Origin of the sequence: Silvimonas iriomotensis, assembly GCF_014645535.1 — a bacterium.
GTDB classification, from domain to species: domain Bacteria; phylum Pseudomonadota; class Gammaproteobacteria; order Burkholderiales; family Chitinibacteraceae; genus Silvimonas; species Silvimonas iriomotensis.
Map to the genome: position 1 here is coordinate 492,875 of NZ_BMLX01000002.1, position 16,999 is coordinate 509,873.

Genomic DNA, 16,999 nt, shown 5'->3' on the forward strand with positions numbered 1-16,999 from the left:
AACCCAAACCACAGCAATACCTGCCCATGGCAGTGGCAGCGGCAAATCCAACCCGCACCCCATTGACTCGTCATTCCGGACCTCGGCGGCCCCCTTGGCCGGAATCCAGCTGCAATGCATGCAAGCACCACGGAACCACCACAAGACGGCCGTGATAGACCACCGAAAGCAGCCCGTTGGGCTGCGGCCTGGATTCCTGCCTTCGCAGGAATGACGAGGTGGTGGGCTAAACCCACCATTCTTGCGAACGGACGGTTTGCAGGGTCGGGTTGCTTTTGAAGTTGCTTTTGAAGTTGCTTTTGAAGTTGCTTTTGAAGTTGCTGTTGAAGTTGCTCTTGAACTTGCCGTTGATTTTCGAAGTTGCCGTTGCCTTTGACGTTGAGCCCCCTTGACTGCGCCGAGCATCGCAGCAAGGCGCGGGGTTTCGGCGGAGGGGTGTTTGAGCGAAGCGAGTTCCCGCAGCCAGCCGCGCCTTGCGAGAAGCGCAGGGAACCCCGAAGGGGCGCCGTCGCAGGGGTCGCCTTTCTTTTGGTTACTTTTCTTTGGCGAAGCAAAGAAAAGTAACGTGCTCCGGCCACCGCCGGTATCAAAACACCGCGCCGTCAGGCGCTAACAAGAGGTTAAGCTTCCACAGCCAGCCAAGTTGGATTATCGCCACCCCTCCAAATCCACCCTCCCACTTCCCTCTGGCAATCAAACCACCGTGTCGTCAGGCACCAACAAAGCCCCCTTCCGTTCAGCAGTAAAATCCCACCACACCCGCGCCTCCCCGCCCTCCATAAACCGCACAGCCGAAATAAACACATCAATCACACAAGGATCATGCCGCTCCCCCGTCCTGGCACAAAGCGCCTCATACAACACATAAGGATCACGGCCAGACAACTGCTCAGGCCGGCTTATCCCCAGCAACTGCAGATCCGCCGCCATGGCCGGCCCGATATTGGGCAGGTCAGTCAACAGCACCACGCGTTCACGCTTTACCCTGGCTGGATGCATACAACAACTCCGGAATCAAAGACGGACAGGCTTGTCATTTCGTCACAAAAATTTAACCAGCCCACCACACATCCCATCACAACTATTCCCAAATACGCCTTTGCGCTTTAGCATACGCGTCCGACATCACGAAACCGGGCGCCGCAGGCCAAAGCCGCAACGCTTCTGGCCTGGGACCGACAAGACTTAACTGCTTGTTTACACAGCACAGCCCTGTCGCGTGTAGAATATGTCGCCCGCTGATTTGGCTTGAACAAATAGACCAAGTCGTGATATAAATCGTGTTTTTTCCAGAAGTCAGGGAATCCTAACCATGGCACGTGTCTGCAAAGTCACCGGCAAGCGTCCGATGACCGGGAACAATGTTTCCCACGCCAACAACAAAACCAAGCGTCGTTTCCTCCCGAACCTGCAATCTCGCCGTTTCTGGGTTGAAAGCGAAAACCGTTGGGTGCGCCTGCGCGTATCCAATGCTGCCCTGCGCACCATCGACAAGAACGGCATCGACGCCGTCCTGGCTGACCTGCGCGCCCGCGGCGAACTGTAACCAGGTAAACGATCATGCGTGAAAAAATCAAGCTCGAATCCAGCGCCGGTACCGGTCACTTCTACACCACGACCAAGAACAAGCGCACCACTCCCGAAAAACTCGAGATCAAGAAGTACGATCCGGTTGTTCGCAAGCACGTGATTTACAAGGAAATCAAGCTGAAGTAATTCAGCTTCGTCGTTGGCTTTTCCAACGGCAAACGGATTCCCTGGTCCCGTGCCGGAAATAAAAAACCCGCTCATCGAGCGGGTTTTTTATTTGTCGCGCCGAGATGCCCCATGCGCGGCGGGCCAGCCGCGCAACAGGCTTATTCCGGCATCCAGACCTCGCGCAGGGTATCAAGCAGCATCGCGATCATCGGGTCGCTCTGGCGCTCTGCCGAATACAGGAACTGCAGCGGCGCTGAGATCGCAATCTCGCCACCGCGCCACAGAACGATCGAGCCATCTGCGGCAAAGCGCCGCGCCGTGCGCTCGGCCAGCAAGGAAATCCCCAAGCCAGCTTTGACGAGTTCGACCAGCGTGCCTTCGTCGTCAAACTCCCCCACCCGCTTGGGCGAGATATTGTGGGTGCGCCACAATTCCTGGGTAATGCCGCACAGACTCATGAATTGCGACAAACCCAGCCAGGGCAGTTTGCCCAGGGTTTTCCAGTCTGCTTCATGGTGTTCATGCCCCATGGCGGGCGGCATGGCCACGCAGAAACCCAGTTCAGCCAGTTGCACCGTATTCACGTTCTGAAACGGGTTACGGCCAAAATAAAAACCGCCATCCAGAATCTTTTTACGCACGTCGTTAAGAATGACGCCAGAGATGCCGTGCGTGGTCTGTACGGTAATCAGCGGGCAACGCTGGCGCAGCAAAGCCAGCCATGGGCCGATGCGCAGGCGGGCCGGCACGCCGACCGTACCAATGCGGATCTTGCCGCGCGGCTCTGCCGACATGGATTTGGCGCGGTACAGCATATCGCGGGAGACCGAGAGGATGTGCTCGGCATCGGGCAGGAACGCCTTGCCGGCTTCAGTCAGTTGCACGCCGCCGGGGTAGCGTTCAAACAGCGACATGCCCAGTTCTTCTTCCAGCGCCTTGATCTGGGCGGTGACGGCTGGTTGGGAAAGATGCAACAGCTCGGCCGCCTGCGTCAGGTGGCCCTGCTGTGCAACCGCAACAAATGTACGCAGTTGATAGATTTCCATATGCCCGATTATTGCGCAGATCGCTGGCGGGTGCCGCAAAGCTGTGCGGCATGTAGTTGCAATCAAGCAACTACGCCACTTTGCGTAAGATTCGTGCAACGCAACATAAGCATTCCTGATTTCGCACATCAAAATTTGCAATTAGCTTATGCCTGGCGCTGCTCATACATTAGCCGTGGGCCTTGTACGCATGGACCAAGCACGTCGGGAGAGCGTGCCCGTGCACCAATGCAGGGTGTTCCGCACTGATGAGAGGAGAGCAACATGGATGACCAGGTGATTCAAAGAATCCAGGACAATCCCAAGTTCCACGAACTGGTACAGAAGAAAAGCAGTTTGAGCTGGTTGTTGACGGCGGTAATCCTCGTGGCCTATTTCGGGCTGATCCTGATGATTGCCTTTGAGCCTGCCGTGCTGGGCGCCCCCGTGTCTGCAGGCGGGGTCATGACGCTGGGCATTCCGCTTGGCCTTGCGCTGATTGTTCTGGCATTTGTGTTGACCGGCATTTACGTACGCCGCGCCAACAATGAGTTTGATCAGCTCAATCAACAACTTGTCGAGGATGCACGTCGATGAAAACAGGTATCGTCAACCGCCTGGGTCTGGCTGCGCTGACCCTGGGTACCAGCCTGCAGAGCATGGCTGCCGGCGCGCTGGAAGGCCCGGTCACCCAGCGTGCCACCAACTGGCACGCCATCATCATGTTTGTCATTTTTGTCGCGTTTACCCTGGGCATTACTTACTGGGCCTCGCGACGCACCCGTTCCGCCAAAGACTTCTATGCCGCTGGCGGCGGTATTACCGGCCTGCAAAACGGCCTGGCGATTGCCGGCGACTACATGTCTGCCGCGTCGTTTCTGGGCATTTCGGCCATGGTGTTCACCAAGGGCTACGATGGCCTGATCTACTCGCTGGGTTTCCTGGTGGGCTGGCCGCTGATCACCTTCCTGGTAGCCGAGCGCTTGCGCAACCTGGGTAAGTACACTTTTGCCGATGTCGCTTCTTACCGTCTGCAGCAAACCCCGATCCGCACCTTTGCGGCCGTGGGTACGCTGGTGGTGGTCACGCTGTACCTGATCGCCCAGATGGTGGGCGCGGGTGCGCTGATCCAGTTGCTGTTTGGTCTGCCGTATTCCTACGCCGTGGTCATCGTCGGCGTGCTGATGGTGCTGTACGTCACCTTCGGCGGCATGCTGGCAACCACCTGGGTGCAGATCATCAAGGCGGTCATGTTGCTTGCTGGTGCCACCTTCATGGCGTTCATGGTGCTTTCTGCCGCCGGCTTTAGCCTGGACAACCTGTTTGCTGCTGCGATCAAGGTGCACCCGAAAGCCGCCGCCATCATGGCACCGGGTAACGGCGCGCCGATCGAGACGATCTCACTGGGCGTGGGCCTGATGTTTGGTACGGCTGGCCTGCCGCACATCCTGATGCGCTTTTTCACGGTGAAAGACGCCAAGGAAGCCCGCAAGTCGGTGTTCTTTGCCACGGGTTTCATCGGTTACTTCTACATCCTGACCTTCATCATCGGCTTTGGCGCGATCATGCTGGTCATGGGCAAGCCGGAGTACACCACTACCGTGATGGAAAAGGGCAAGGCCGTGACGCAACTGATTGGGGGCGCCAACATGCCGGCCATTCACCTGGCTGATGCTGTCGGTGGCGACCTGTTCCAGGGCTTTATCTCGGCCGTGGCCTTTGCCACCATCCTGGCCGTGGTTTCCGGCCTGACACTGTCGGGCGCCTCGGCGGTATCGCATGATCTGTACGCCAACGTGTTTGCCCGTGGCCATGCCAATGAAGCCAAGGAAATCCGCGTGTCCAAGTACGCCACGCTGACCCTGGGTGTGATCGCCATCCTGTTGGGCATTGCCTTCCAGAAGACCAACGTGGCGTTCATGGTAGGTCTGGCGTTCTCGGTTGCGGCTTCGGCCAACTTCCCGGTGCTGTTCACGTCCATGTTCTGGCGTGGCCTGACTACCCGTGGCGCCGTCACAGGCGGCTCGGTCGGCCTGATCTGCGCTGTGGGCATGATCGTGACCGGCCCGACGGTGTGGGTGAAGATTCTGGGCAATGCGGCACCAATCTTCCCGTATGACAACCCGTCGATCTTCTCCATGCCGCTGGCGTTCTTCGTGATCTACGTGGTGTCCAAACTGGATACCAGCGCCGCAGCGCAGCGCGAGCACGCTGCCTTCCCGGCCCAGTTTGTGCGCTCCATGACGGGCGTTGGGGCAGAAGGCGCCGCCAAGCACTAACAAGACGTTGTCACCGTAACAACAGGATGGATGGACAGAGCGAGACCTCAAAAGAAGGTACGACACTGCAAACAAGAAGAAGAAACGAAAACGCCCCGCACTGCGGGGCGTTTTCCATTTCAGCACATCCAGACGGGCTCAGGACTGGCCCAGCACCTTGCGGTGTACCAGGCCGGCAGCAATGCCGGCCACGGCCGGTGCCGCCACAAACAGCCACAATTGATCCAGCGCCTGGCCCCCGGCCAGCAACGCCGGGCCAAAGCTGCGCGCCGGGTTGACCGACGTGCCGGTCAGCGGAATACCCACCAGGTGAATCGCCGTCAGCGTCAGGCCAATGGCAAGGCCGGCGACCAGGCCGTTATCCACGCGTGAAGTGGTACCCAGGATCATCAGCACAAAGATGAAGGTGGCGACAAACTCGAACACCAGCGCGGCTTGCACTGCGCCCGGCGCAAACATGTTCTGGCCGTACTGGCCGGCATGAGCGCCCAGACCGGAGGCAATCAGATAGATCACCCCTGCCCCGACCAGCGCGCCCAGACACTGTGCCGTGATATAACCCAGTGCGCGGTTCAGCGGCATGCGGCCAGCAACCCACGCGCCCAGCGTCACCGCCGGGTTTACATGCGCACCAGACAGATGACCAAAACCGTAGGCCACGGTGACAATCGCCAGGCCAAATGCCAGCGAAATCCCGGCGTAACCAATGTATTCACCCGCAAAGACTGCGGACCCACAGCCAAACAACACCAGAATGGCTGTCCCCAGGAATTCGGCACCCAATGCCTTGCTTGCCATGTTGCCCCCCTCGCCTCATTTACTTGAAAACGGCGAAATCTAGCAACTGGATCAAACAATAACTACGTAAATTCAATGGCTTGTCATATGCCAAATGATTGAAGAATCAAATTCTCAAAATTCATTGAGGCGATGTGTCGGGGCCGTTTTCATGCTGCATCGCACTATCAGCGGAACTGATTCAGCGCATCAGAAAACACGATTGGATTGCTTGCGATGTGCCGTTTACAGTCGGCATACACAAAATTACCTACGTTGGCGTGCAATAAAGGAACCCTCATGAGTACTATCGATTCTGTTCTCCAGGAAAACCGGCTGTTCCCACCGTCCGAAGACTTCCGCGTCAAGGCCAATGTGTCTGGCATGGAGGGCTACAACGCCCTGTGCGAGAAAGCCAACAATGACTACGAAGGTTTCTGGGCTGAACTGGCCCGTGATCTGGTGACCTGGAAGAAACCGTTCAACAAGGTCCTGAACGAGACCAACGCCCCGTTCTTCAAATGGTTTGAAGACGGCGAGCTCAATATCTCTTACAACTGTCTGGATCGGCATCTGGATGCCCGTGGCGACAAGACCGCCATCATCTTCGAAGCAGACGACGGTTCGTCAAAACACGTCACCTACCGCCAGTTGCACACCCAGGTGTGCCAGTTTGCCAATGCGCTCAAGGCACAAGGCGTGAAAAAGGGTGACCGCGTGGTCATCTACATGCCGCACAGCGTCGAAGCCGTGGTGTCCATGCAGGCGTGTGCCCGCATCGGAGCGATCCATTCGGTGGTGTTTGGTGGCTTCTCTGCCGGCGCCCTGCGCGATCGTATTCAGGATGCAGCAGCCACGCTGGTGATTACCGCCAACGAAGGCGTCCGCGGCGGCAAGCCGGTACCGCTCAAGGCCGTAGTGGATGAAGCCCTGACACTGGAAGGCAGCGAATCCATCAAGAACGTCATCGTTTATCGCCGCGCCGATCACGACAACGTCGCCTTCAAGGCCGGCCGTGATCTGTGGTGGCACGAACTGACCCAGGACCAGCCCGCCCAGTGCGAGCCGGAATGGATGAACGCGGAAGACCCGCTGTTCATTCTGTATACCTCCGGTTCCACTGGTAAGCCCAAGGGCATCCAGCACACCACCGGCGGCTATCTGCTGGGCGCACTGGTCACCATGAAGTGGGTGTTTGATTACCGCGAAGGCGACGTGTACTGGTGCACGGCCGATGTGGGCTGGATTACCGGCCACAGCTACGTGTGTTACGGCCCGCTGGCCATTGGCGCCACCCAGGTGGTGTTTGAAGGCGTGCCAACCTACCCGGATGCCTCGCGCTTCTGGAGCATGATCGCCAAACACAAGGTCACCACTTTCTACACCGCACCGACCGCGATCCGCTCGCTGATCAAGCTGGGTGCAGATCTGCCGAAACAGCATGATCTGTCCAGCCTGCGCATCCTGGGCACCGTGGGTGAGCCGATCAACCCCGAAGCCTGGATCTGGTATTACGAAGTGGTCGGCGGCAGCCGCTGCCCGATTGTGGATACCTGGTGGCAGACCGAAACCGGCGCCAACATGATTGCCCCGCTGCCGGGCGCCGTGGCGACCAAGCCGGGTTCTTGCACCCTGCCGCTGCCGGGCATCATGGCCGATATTGTGGATGAAGCCGGCGCCCCGGTTGATCCGGGCAAGGGCGGCGCACTCGTGATCAAGCGCCCGTGGCCGTCGATGGTACGGACCATCTGGAATGATCCGGACCGCTTCAAGAAAACGTATTTCCCGGAAGAATTCAACGGCAAGCTCTATCTGGCTGGCGATTCGGCCCACTTTGATGAAAACGGCTACATCTGGATCATGGGGCGCATCGACGATGTGCTGAATGTCTCTGGCCACCGCCTGGGCACCATGGAAATTGAATCTGCCCTGGTGGCCAACCCGCTGGTGGCCGAAGCTGCCGTGGTCGGCAAGCCGCACGAAATCAAGGGTGAAGCCGTGGTAGCTTTTGTGGTGCTCAAACAAGCCCGTCCGGAAGGCGATGAAGCCCGCCGCATCGCCAAGGAACTGCGTGAATGGGTGGCGCACGAGATCGGCAAGATTGCCCAGCCTGATGAAATCCGCTTTGGTGACAACCTGCCCAAGACCCGTTCCGGCAAGATCATGCGCCGCCTGTTGCGCGTGATCGCCAAGGGCGAGGAAATTACCCAGGACGTCTCCACCCTGGAAAACCCGGCGATTCTGGATCAACTGCGCCATAGCGCGCTGTAATCCGATCCACCCAAAGCCGTGAACACCGCCCTGCTGGCAAGGCACGCGAACGCAGACAGTACAAATCAGTACGGCCTGTGAGCGTAACGCAGCAAGCAGGGTTGGGTTCACGGCAGCAATTGCTGTCGACCGACACCGGCAGCGCACAATGACCCCATGTTCGCATGGGGTCTTTTTTTTGGCGGCGGCTGGCCACATCTTGCTGGTTAATCAACGTAGAACGATCGTTTCATTTGCTGCAACATGGGCGTAGAATAACGCGCTTGTCATCGGCCCAGGCCCGCCCCGCGCGAAGGAGTGCCACGTGTTTGTTGAATTTCCCGGTTCACCTTACAAGTTGTTCCAGCCCTTCCCTCCGGCCGGCGATCAACCCACCGCCATCGCCAGCTTGCTGGACGGCCTGGATGACGGCCTTAAATACCAGACACTGCTGGGGGTCACGGGCTCGGGCAAGACCTACACCATGGCCAACGTGATCGCCCACTCGGGCCGCCCCGCCATTGTCATGGCGCCCAACAAGACACTGGCGGCGCAGTTGTACTCTGAGTTCCGCGAGTTCTTCCCGGAAAATGCGGTGGAGTATTTCGTGTCTTATTACGACTACTACCAGCCAGAAGCGTACGTCCCGTCCAAAGACCTGTTCATCGAGAAAGACTCGGCCATCAACGAGCACATTGAACAGATGCGGCTGTCGGCCACCAAGGCCATGCTGGAACGCCGCGACTGCATTATCGTCGCCACCGTCTCGGCCATTTACGGTATTGGCGATCCGTCTGAATACCATCAGATGATCCTGCACCTGAAAGAAGGCGAAACGCGTCCGCAGAGCGAGATCATCAAGCGCCTGACCGGCATGCAGTACCAGCGCAACGAAATGGAATTCAGCCGCGGGCATTTTCGCGTGCGGGGCGATGTCATTGATATTTTCCCGGCAGAAAACGCCGAACTGGCCGTGCGCATCAGTTTATTTGATGACGAGGTGGAAACCATCCAGCTGTTTGACCCGCTGACGGGCCATATCAAGCAGCGCATGGGCATCTTCACGGTTTACCCGGCCAGCCATTACGTCACGCCGCGCGCCACCGTGCTGCGGGCCGTCGATACCATCAAGGCCGAGCTGTCCGACCGGCTGGCGTTCTACCACCGCGAAAACAAACTGGTGGAAGCGCAACGGCTGGAACAGCGCACGCGCTTTGACCTGGAAATGCTCAACGAGATGGGCTTTTGCAAAGGCATTGAGAACTACTCGCGCCATTTCTCTGGCAAGAAAGCCGGCGAAGCCCCGCCAACCCTGATCGACTATCTGCCCAAAGACAGCCTGATGTTTCTGGACGAATCACACGTGCTGGTCGGCCAGGTGGGCGCCATGTACAAGGGCGACCGTTCACGCAAGGAAAACCTGGTCGACTACGGTTTCCGCCTGCCCTCGGCGCTGGATAACCGCCCGCTGAAGTTTGAAGAGTTCGAACTCATGATGCCGCAGACCGTGTTTGTCTCGGCGACGCCAGCCAATTACGAGAAAGAACACCAGGGCCAGGTCGTAGAACAGGTGGTGCGCCCGACTGGCCTGGTTGATCCACGGGTCGAAATCCGCCCGGTTGGCACGCAGGTGGATGATTTGCTGTCGGAGATCGGCAAACGTGTGGCCGTGGGCGAGCGCGTGCTGGTGACCACGCTGACCAAGCGCATGTCTGAACAGCTGACCGAATACCTGGGCGAGCACGGCGTGAAGGTGCGTTATCTGCACTCGGACATTGATACCGTCGAGCGCGTGGAAATCCTGCGGGATCTGCGCCTGGGGGTGTTTGACGTGCTGATCGGCATTAACCTGCTGCGTGAAGGCCTGGATATCCCGGAGGTCTCACTGGTGGCGATTCTGGATGCCGACAAGGAAGGCTTCCTGCGCAGCGAACGCTCCTTGATCCAGACCATCGGCCGCGCCGCGCGGAACCTGAACGGGACGGCCATTCTGTATGCCGACGTGATTACTGACTCCATGAAACGGGCGATCGACGAAACCGAGCGGCGCCGCGCCAAGCAGATGGCATTCAACGAAGCCAACGGCATCGTGCCGCGTTCGGTCTCCAAGCGCATCAAGGACATCATCGACGGCGTCTACAACGCCGAAGAAGCCGCAGCAGAGCGTCTGGAAGCCAAACGCCAGCGCGTAGTGACCGATATGGACGAGAAAGACCTGGCGCGCGAACTCAAGCGACTGGAGAAGGACATGATGACGGCGGCAAAGAATCTGGAGTTCGAAAAAGCCGCGCAATTGCGCGATCAACTCAAGACGCTGCGCGAACGCGCGTTCGGGCACGACTGACGCGTGTTGCAGATCATTTATCAGGATGAAGACCTGGTCGCCATCCACAAACCTGCCGGCCTGCTGGTACACCGCTCCATGCTGGACCGGCACGAAACGCGTTTTGCCGTGCAGTTATTGCGCGACCAGCTGGGGCGTCGGGTCTATCCGGCACACCGGCTGGACAAGGGCACATCTGGCCTGTTGTTGTTCGGGCTGACCCCCGAGAGCGGCCGCGCCATGGCAATGGCTTTTGAAGCGCAAGGTGTAGAAAAACGCTATCACGCCATTGTGCGCGGCTGGCCAGATGCCAATGGAGTGATTGATCATGCCCTCGCCAAACAGCTTGATGAATCTGAAATCCGCGCCGGTGCGCCGCAAGGCCCCATCCAGCCGGCCTGCACGCATTTTGAACGCCTGGCAATCACCGAGCAGCCCTGGAGCGTCGATCGCTACCCGCACACGCGCTATGCACTCATGGCGCTAGCGCCGGTCACGGGGCGGCGGCATCAGTTACGCCGCCATATGAAACACATCAGCCACCCCATCATTGGCGACGCCACGTACGGCAAAGGGATTCACAACCGCAAATTTGCCGAAGAACTGGGGGTCAACCGGCTCTTTCTGGCCTGTAGCCAAATGACGTTTTTGCATCCGGTCACGGGAGAACCCCTGTCGCTGCACTGCCCGCTGGCGGACGAGTTTGCCGCCGTGATCAGCGCCCTGGGCTGGGCCGTACCGTAAGCGGCAGGCCGAAAACAAAAAACCCGCCATTGGCGGGTTTTTTGCTGGATACGGCAACAACGATCAGGCGCGACGCTTGAATTCGTAGGTGCGGGTATCGATTTCGATCTTGTCGCCGATTTCAACGAAAGCAGCAACCGGGATCTCAACGGTGGAGCCCTTCAGCTTGGCAGGCTTCATCACCTTGCCCGAAGTATCGCCACGGACGGCCGGTTCGGTGTATTCCACTTCGCGCACGATGGTGGTCGGCAGTTCAACAGAGATCGCCTTGCCTTCGTAGAAGGTCACTTCACAGTGTTCTTCCATGCCGTCAACGATGAACGCAGCAGCGTCACCGACGTTTTCGGCTTCCACTTCGTACTGGTTGTATTCGGAATCCATGAACACGTACATCGGGTCAGCAAAGTACGAGTAGGTGCAGTCTTTCTTGTCCAGCACAACCACGTCGAACTTGTCGTCGGCCTTGTACACTGCTTCGGACGGGCTGTCGTTCAGCAGGTTCTTCATCTTCATCTTCACAACAGCCGAGTTACGACCCGACTTGTTGTATTCGGTTTTCTGCACAACGAGCGGTTGACCATCAACCATGATCACGTTGCCAGAGCGGACTTCCTGTGCGGTCTTCATTTGCTAAAGTTTCCTGATTGCCAAAGGCCTGGATGGGGTTTGCGAATGCTGCCCAGGTGCGCTTATCAATAGCAATCACAGCGGGCGGCAAATAAAACGAAACTTGGTAACCTGCTATTTTAACTTGGTTTTGGCAAATTTGACCAGATTGCCGGCAAGATTGCCAAGTGCATCCAGACGCGCCGACCAGGTTCTTGCATAGCCCTGCCACTGCGGCAACAAGGCGCGCAGCAGCGCCCACTGCCCCGGTACCAGCGCGCCACGGTTCCAGGCCAGCCAGAACGCGCGCAGCACTTGCGCATCCTGCGCGGGCCAATGGCGCGTATAGCGATCAACAAATGCTTCCAGTTTGATCTCGTGCGCGGCGTCATCCTGCGGGTAAATGTGCCAGACCGACGGATGCATGGCGTGCTGGGCCCGGACAAAGCTGTCCTCGCCCCGCACAAAGTTCAGATCGCAACTCCACAGCAGCTGGTCGTACCGATGCTGCGGCAGCATGGGCACTGTATATATATTCAGTGCGTCCACCTGCACGTGCTGACCCGGGGTCAGCGTGCCATGCCCGATCGCCGCCGCTACTTGCGGCAGCGCCCGCCCCATGGGCACCAGCAGATTGACGGGCTCGCCACTGGCCCGCAACTGGCCGATCAGGTCAGCGATGGCCGAATTCTCGTAGGCAAACAGACTGAGGGTGGTGATATCCGGCCGCGCCACGCCAAGGCCGGCCAGCAAGGCAAAGCGGTCTTGCGTTGTCCACGCCGCCCGGGCCGCCAGCATGCGCTGTTCCGCCAGCACCCCACCGGTGCCCGGCGCAAAACCCGGAAAGAAGAAATACTTGGTCAGACCGCCGCCCTGGGGCGAAGCCATACCATGGCAACTGATCACCCAGTCCTCTGCCGACAGATATTCCAGGTTCAGCCATACAGGCGTCACAGACCGCGCCCGCATGGCCGCTTTCTGGCTGGCAGGCAACTCGCAGGCAAAGGCTTCAATCACGACATCAGCGTCATCGGCCGGTTGCGCCGCCGCATGCCAATGGCAAATGCGTACCCCTTCCAGCAACTGCTCTTCAGCATCGGCCCGTACCGGCGCGATATGGCCAAAGGCGACCAGATCATCCACCCAGAGGGTCACTTGCTCGTCATATTCAAGGTGCAATTGACGTGCCAGACGCCAGCACACACCGATGTCACCGTAGTTGTCGACCACCCGGCAAAACACGCTCCAGCTCATTGTCATTCTCACACAAACCTTACACGAAACGGTTTTTAGCTAAAATAATACATTTTTGGGCTTGCAAAACCGATAAACGGCAATTTCCGGGAAAGCAACAAACTTACAAAATTTGGTAAGACTTAGGGAAGAAAACCCATATTTCTTACGTTTGTAAATCATGCTTTTCATCAAAAAAACAATACAAACTCATTATTTATAAAGAGTTTTTTAAAAAAACGCCTCGTCAAAAATCTCGTATTTGTAAATATTGCGATGCAGCAAATATCATTCCAGTTTTTGTAAACTTACAAATTCTTTCGATTTAAGTTAAATTTAATAAATAGTATTTGAAAGCAGTTTACTTACTTGTTAGAATTTGTCCTGATGCGATGAGTCAAGGAACTCGTCAGTACATCGCAAGGTGACACGGCCTCAGACCTAACAAAACACGTCACTGAGCCTGACCACGGGGGGGCATCCCGAGGATTCAGTCACAAGCAGGTTGCCCACAGCTTGAGACCGCTTTTAACCCTACGTTTTTCCGGGCACTAACCGGACCCGTACTGCCACGGGTCTTCTTAGCATCAAGCAACAACGAATCAGGAGAAGTGGGTCATGAAACTTCGTACTTTAGTTGCAGGCTTAGCCTTCATTGGTGCATCTGCCGGTGCATTTGCCGTTCCTAGCTGGACTATCACTCCGCTGGGCGGTGGCTCCGAGGTGGATGGCACTTCTTATAATCTGGGGACTGCTATGGCTCCAGCTGACTTCAACATCAATAACACCATCACCAAGAGCGATCTTTTGCCCGATGGCACGTTCAAAGATGTTTACATGTTCATGGTGGACCCGACCTCCGCAGCAACCAGCGTGGTCTTCGCCAATTTCATCTTTAGTGGCGGCACCAATCAGAGCCTTGACACCTCGACGACGACCCTGAGCCTGTACGACCTGACGACGCATACAGACTACGGCTCGGTCCCCATCAATGAGCCAGCGTTCACCGCAGCGGAACTGTTCTATTCGGGCCACCAATATACCCTGACTGTCCTGGGTAGCCTGGCAGCTGGCAAGTCTACTGGTACCTACGGCATTCAGGGCACCCTGACCCCGGTGCCGGAACCCGAAACCTATGCCCTGATGGGTCTGGGTCTGGTGGCTCTGGTTGCTGCACGTGCCCGTCGTCGCAAGACTGGCGCTAGCTTCACCACTGAAGCTTCTGCCGCCTGAGCAGTTGTTGATGCACTCCGTCTGCCTCGTTGTTTTTCGCCCTGTCGGTGAAACCAGCACGGTATGACAAAGTGCGAATCGTATGAAAAGCCCATGGATGCCGCCATGGGCTTTTTTTTTGGGCTGCCGCAAGACGTCAACCCTGGTCACCCCTGCGCGCGTCGCATAAAAAAAGGGCCCGGCGATAAAGCCAGGCCCCGCGCTTGTCAGCAACACGGGAACACAGTGCTGCCGGGTTAATCAGGCCGGATGGACTCGTTGGCCGTCTGCGTCTGCGCGATCACCGGTTTGACGCTTGCCTGCGCAAACAGCGCATCATAGGCAGCCAGCAGTTTGGGGGCCTCGTATTTCCATTCCAGTTCATTCATGACACGCCGCTGGCCGTAATCACCCATGGTTTTGCGCAGTGCCGGGTCGGCCAGCAGGGTCAGGATCTTCTCTGCCATGTCGACTTCGTCGTTACGTTTGGCGTAAAGCGAAGCATCCTGGGCCGAGAAACGTCCCTCGGTCAGATCAAACTGGACGATCGGTTTGGCCAGCGCCATGTACTCCATGATTTTATTCATGGTGGACTTGTCGTTCATTTCATTGGCGACATCCGGGTTCACGCAGACATCCGCGGTATTGAGCATCTCCAGCAGTTGCTGGTCCGGCACGCGCCCGGTAAAGGTCACGTAGTCGGCAATGCCCAGTTCTGCGGCATACGCCTGCATTTCATCCAGCGACGTCCCGCCACCCACCAGGCCCAGCTGGATGTCCGTGCGCTTCTTCTCTTTCACGATGTAGGCCATGGCGCGCAGCAGGTAATCAATCCCCTCTTGCTTGCCCATGACCCCGACATAACCGATCAGATAGTCACGCCCGTTCTTGAGCGCCGGCACTGGCGGCACCGTGCGCAGGCGGTCCAGCTTGGGGCCGCTGCGCACCACGTGCACTTTGGCCGGGTCCATACCGCCGCGCTCAATGGCAATGCGCTTGTACGATTCGTTGGTCGCAATCGACACACTGGCGGTTTTGAAAGTCCAGCGCTCAAACAGCACCATCAGTTTGTAGAAAAAGTCGCGCCGGCCAAACTTGGCTTCGTACAGTTCCGGGTTGATGTCATGGTGGTCAAACAGGAACTTCTTGCCAAAGAAGACCTTGAAAAACCCGCCCACCAGAAAGATCAGATCGGGCGGATTGCACGCATGAATGGCATCAAAACCACGGCTGAACATGACCTTGAAAGCCAGCCGGAACTCGTGGAACAACGCAGCGGAATACTCCAGCAAGTAACCCTTGGCGCCTTCGGCTTCCAGCGGCAATTCATGGCGATAGATGTAAATCCCTTCGATCACCTCAAAGTGCTGTTCATAGCCTTTGCCGGTCGGGCAGATAATCGAGACTTCATAACCGGCATCGCGCAGTGTGGTGGCTTCCTGCCATACCCGACGATCAAACGGGGATGGCAGGTTCTCTACGATAATCAATACTTTGCGAGTTTTACCAGCAGATGCCATCGTACTTGCCCTCCTCGCTCTTGTGATCCAGCACGCGGACAAAGTCGATCACTTCCTGGTTGGGGCGCAGGCGAGTGAAGGCATCCTGGAACTCGGCAGCGTTGTTGCCGATCACCAGCACTTCGGCATGATCAAGCACGGCATCCAGCGATTGCTCCATGATGCGGGAGATGTGCGGAATCATGTTGAAGATGTAATCGCGGTTGGCGCCGGTCAGCGCGGCCAGGTTCACGTTGCGGTCGTACAGCTTCAGGTCGTAACCCTTGCCGATCAGGCGCTCGATCACTTCCACAATCGGGCTTTCACGCAGGTCATCCGTACCGGCCTTGAACGAGAAACCCAGCACGCCGATCTTGCGTTTGCCCTTGGCGGTAATCATGCTGTAGCCGCGTTCGATCTGGCGCTCGTTGCTGGGCAGGATCGCGTTCAGGATCGGGACTTCCAGATCCAGACTGCGCGCCTTGTAGGTCAGTGCGCGCACGTCTTTGGGCAGGCAAGAACCGCCAAACGCAAAGCCGGGCTTCAGATAGTACGGCGACAGGTTCAGCTTGGTGTCCTTGCAGAAAATGTCCATGACCTGATGGCTATCAATGGTCAGGCTCTTGCAGATATTGCCGATCTCGTTGGCAAACGACACCTTGAGCGCGTGCCAGACGTTATCGACGTACTTCACCATTTCGGCCGTTTCGATATCCGTGCGGATCAGCGGGGCTTTCAGGTCAGCATACAGCGCCGCCAGGGCGTCGCCACTACGCCGGTCGGTTTCGCCAATCACGGTCTTGGGCGGGTTGCGGTAATCCCACACGGCGGTGCCTTCACGCAAGAATTCCGGGTTGTTGCACACGCCAAAGTCCACACCGGCTTTCTTGCCCGAATACTGTTCCAGCGTCGGAATCACCACGTCTTTCATGGTGCCGGGCAGCATGGTGCTGCGTGCCACGACAATATGAAAATCGCTCTTTTCCTTGATGGCCGTACCGATTTCTTCGCACACACGGCGCACATAGCGCAGATCCAGCGCGCCGTTGAGCTGACTGGGCGTACCGACGCAGATAAACGACATCTCCGTCGCCAGCACGGCCGAGTGCACGTCGGTTGTGCCGCGCAGATGACCGGCGCTGACAGCGGCGGCCACCATTTCGGCAATGTCTTTTTCAACAATGGGTGGCACCCCCTTGTTGATCAGTTCCACCTTGCCGGCATTGGGCTCGACGCCGATCACCGTATGGCCTTCGCTGGCCAGACAACCCGCAGCCACCACGCCCACATAACCCATACCAAAGATGCTGATTTTCATTTTCCTGTACCTCTTTTTGAAATGATGAAATGGTC

At 57.6% G+C, this 16,999-nt stretch carries 15 protein-coding genes; 8 read left to right on the top strand and 7 right to left on the bottom strand.

All coding sequences use genetic code 11. The annotated features are described in order from the left end of the window. Positions 1 to 693: 693 nt before the first annotated feature. Positions 694 to 999: a helix-hairpin-helix domain-containing protein gene (locus IEX57_RS08800; RefSeq protein WP_188703901.1), complete on the bottom strand. Its 306-nt coding sequence runs from the start codon at positions 997 to 999 to the stop codon at positions 694 to 696. A gap of 313 nt (positions 1,000 to 1,312) precedes the next feature. On the opposite strand from IEX57_RS08800, the gene rpmB reads away from it, so the two are divergent. Further along, positions 1,313 to 1,546 carry a 50S ribosomal protein L28 gene (gene rpmB, locus IEX57_RS08805; protein WP_184099167.1) on the top strand — a complete coding sequence of 78 codons (234 nt, stop codon included), beginning with the start codon at positions 1,313 to 1,315 and terminating at the stop codon, positions 1,544 to 1,546. A 14-nt stretch (positions 1,547 to 1,560) separates the two neighbouring features. Beyond that, a complete protein-coding gene (gene rpmG / locus IEX57_RS08810) occupies positions 1,561 to 1,716 on the top strand; it encodes a 50S ribosomal protein L33 (RefSeq protein WP_184099169.1) in 156 nt (51 codons plus the stop codon). Positions 1,717 to 1,856: 140 nt separating this feature from the next. Here the strand turns inward: rpmG and IEX57_RS08815 are convergent, their stop codons facing one another. Beyond that, on the bottom strand, positions 1,857 to 2,744 hold the full coding sequence (locus IEX57_RS08815; protein WP_188703902.1) for a LysR family transcriptional regulator: 888 nt from the start codon (positions 2,742 to 2,744) through the stop codon (positions 1,857 to 1,859). Between the two features lie 264 nt (positions 2,745 to 3,008). Between IEX57_RS08815 and IEX57_RS08820 the strand changes: the two genes are divergently transcribed. Both IEX57_RS08820 and IEX57_RS08825 read left to right on the top strand, forming a co-directional pair. Next, the gene (locus tag IEX57_RS08820; RefSeq protein WP_188703903.1) at positions 3,009 to 3,320 is read left to right on the top strand and encodes a DUF485 domain-containing protein; all 312 of its coding nucleotides are present in this window, start codon (positions 3,009 to 3,011) and stop codon (positions 3,318 to 3,320) included. Continuing rightward, positions 3,317 to 5,002, top strand: coding sequence for a cation acetate symporter (locus tag IEX57_RS08825; protein WP_188703904.1), 1,686 nt, complete (start codon positions 3,317 to 3,319; stop codon positions 5,000 to 5,002). Before IEX57_RS08820 ends, IEX57_RS08825 begins: the two co-directional genes overlap by 4 nt. A gap of 138 nt (positions 5,003 to 5,140) precedes the next feature. Here the strand turns inward: IEX57_RS08825 and IEX57_RS08830 are convergent, their stop codons facing one another. Continuing rightward, a complete protein-coding gene (locus IEX57_RS08830) occupies positions 5,141 to 5,800 on the bottom strand; it encodes an aquaporin (protein ID WP_188703905.1) in 660 nt (219 codons plus the stop codon). Positions 5,801 to 6,079: 279 nt separating this feature from the next. Between IEX57_RS08830 and acs the strand changes: the two genes are divergently transcribed. The 3 genes from acs to IEX57_RS08845 all read left to right on the top strand — a co-directional run bounded on the left by acs (position 6,080) and on the right by IEX57_RS08845 (position 11,096). Then, on the top strand, positions 6,080 to 8,050 hold the full coding sequence (acs, locus tag IEX57_RS08835; RefSeq protein ID WP_188703906.1) for an acetate--CoA ligase: 1,971 nt from the start codon (positions 6,080 to 6,082) through the stop codon (positions 8,048 to 8,050). Positions 8,051 to 8,354: 304 nt separating this feature from the next. After that, positions 8,355 to 10,373 (top strand): excinuclease ABC subunit UvrB, encoded by a 2,019-nt coding sequence (gene uvrB, locus IEX57_RS08840; RefSeq protein ID WP_188703907.1) that lies wholly within the window; start codon positions 8,355 to 8,357, stop codon positions 10,371 to 10,373. 3 nt (positions 10,374 to 10,376) lie between these two features. Then, complete coding sequence (locus tag IEX57_RS08845; RefSeq protein ID WP_188703908.1) at positions 10,377 to 11,096, top strand: pseudouridine synthase; 720 nt, start codon at positions 10,377 to 10,379, stop codon at positions 11,094 to 11,096. A 63-nt stretch (positions 11,097 to 11,159) separates the two neighbouring features. On the opposite strand, the gene efp is transcribed toward IEX57_RS08845, so the two are convergent. After that, on the bottom strand, positions 11,160 to 11,723 hold the full coding sequence (gene efp, locus IEX57_RS08850; protein WP_188703909.1) for an elongation factor P: 564 nt from the start codon (positions 11,721 to 11,723) through the stop codon (positions 11,160 to 11,162). 114 nt (positions 11,724 to 11,837) lie between these two features. Continuing rightward, positions 11,838 to 12,962 (bottom strand): elongation factor P maturation arginine rhamnosyltransferase EarP, encoded by a 1,125-nt coding sequence (earP, locus tag IEX57_RS08855; RefSeq protein WP_188703910.1) that lies wholly within the window; start codon positions 12,960 to 12,962, stop codon positions 11,838 to 11,840. Between the two features lie 591 nt (positions 12,963 to 13,553). Between earP and IEX57_RS08860 the strand changes: the two genes are divergently transcribed. Continuing rightward, positions 13,554 to 14,168, top strand: coding sequence for an FxDxF family PEP-CTERM protein (locus tag IEX57_RS08860; protein ID WP_188703911.1), 615 nt, complete (start codon positions 13,554 to 13,556; stop codon positions 14,166 to 14,168). A 236-nt stretch (positions 14,169 to 14,404) separates the two neighbouring features. Here the strand turns inward: IEX57_RS08860 and IEX57_RS08865 are convergent, their stop codons facing one another. Beyond that, the gene (locus IEX57_RS08865; RefSeq protein WP_188703912.1) at positions 14,405 to 15,667 is read right to left on the bottom strand and encodes a glycosyltransferase family 4 protein; all 1,263 of its coding nucleotides are present in this window, start codon (positions 15,665 to 15,667) and stop codon (positions 14,405 to 14,407) included. Then, positions 15,651 to 16,964, bottom strand: a complete 1,314-nt coding sequence (locus tag IEX57_RS08870) for a nucleotide sugar dehydrogenase (RefSeq protein WP_188703913.1) — start codon at positions 16,962 to 16,964, stop codon at positions 15,651 to 15,653. Before IEX57_RS08870 ends, IEX57_RS08865 begins: the two co-directional genes overlap by 17 nt. Between the last annotated feature and the right edge of the window lie 35 nt (positions 16,965 to 16,999).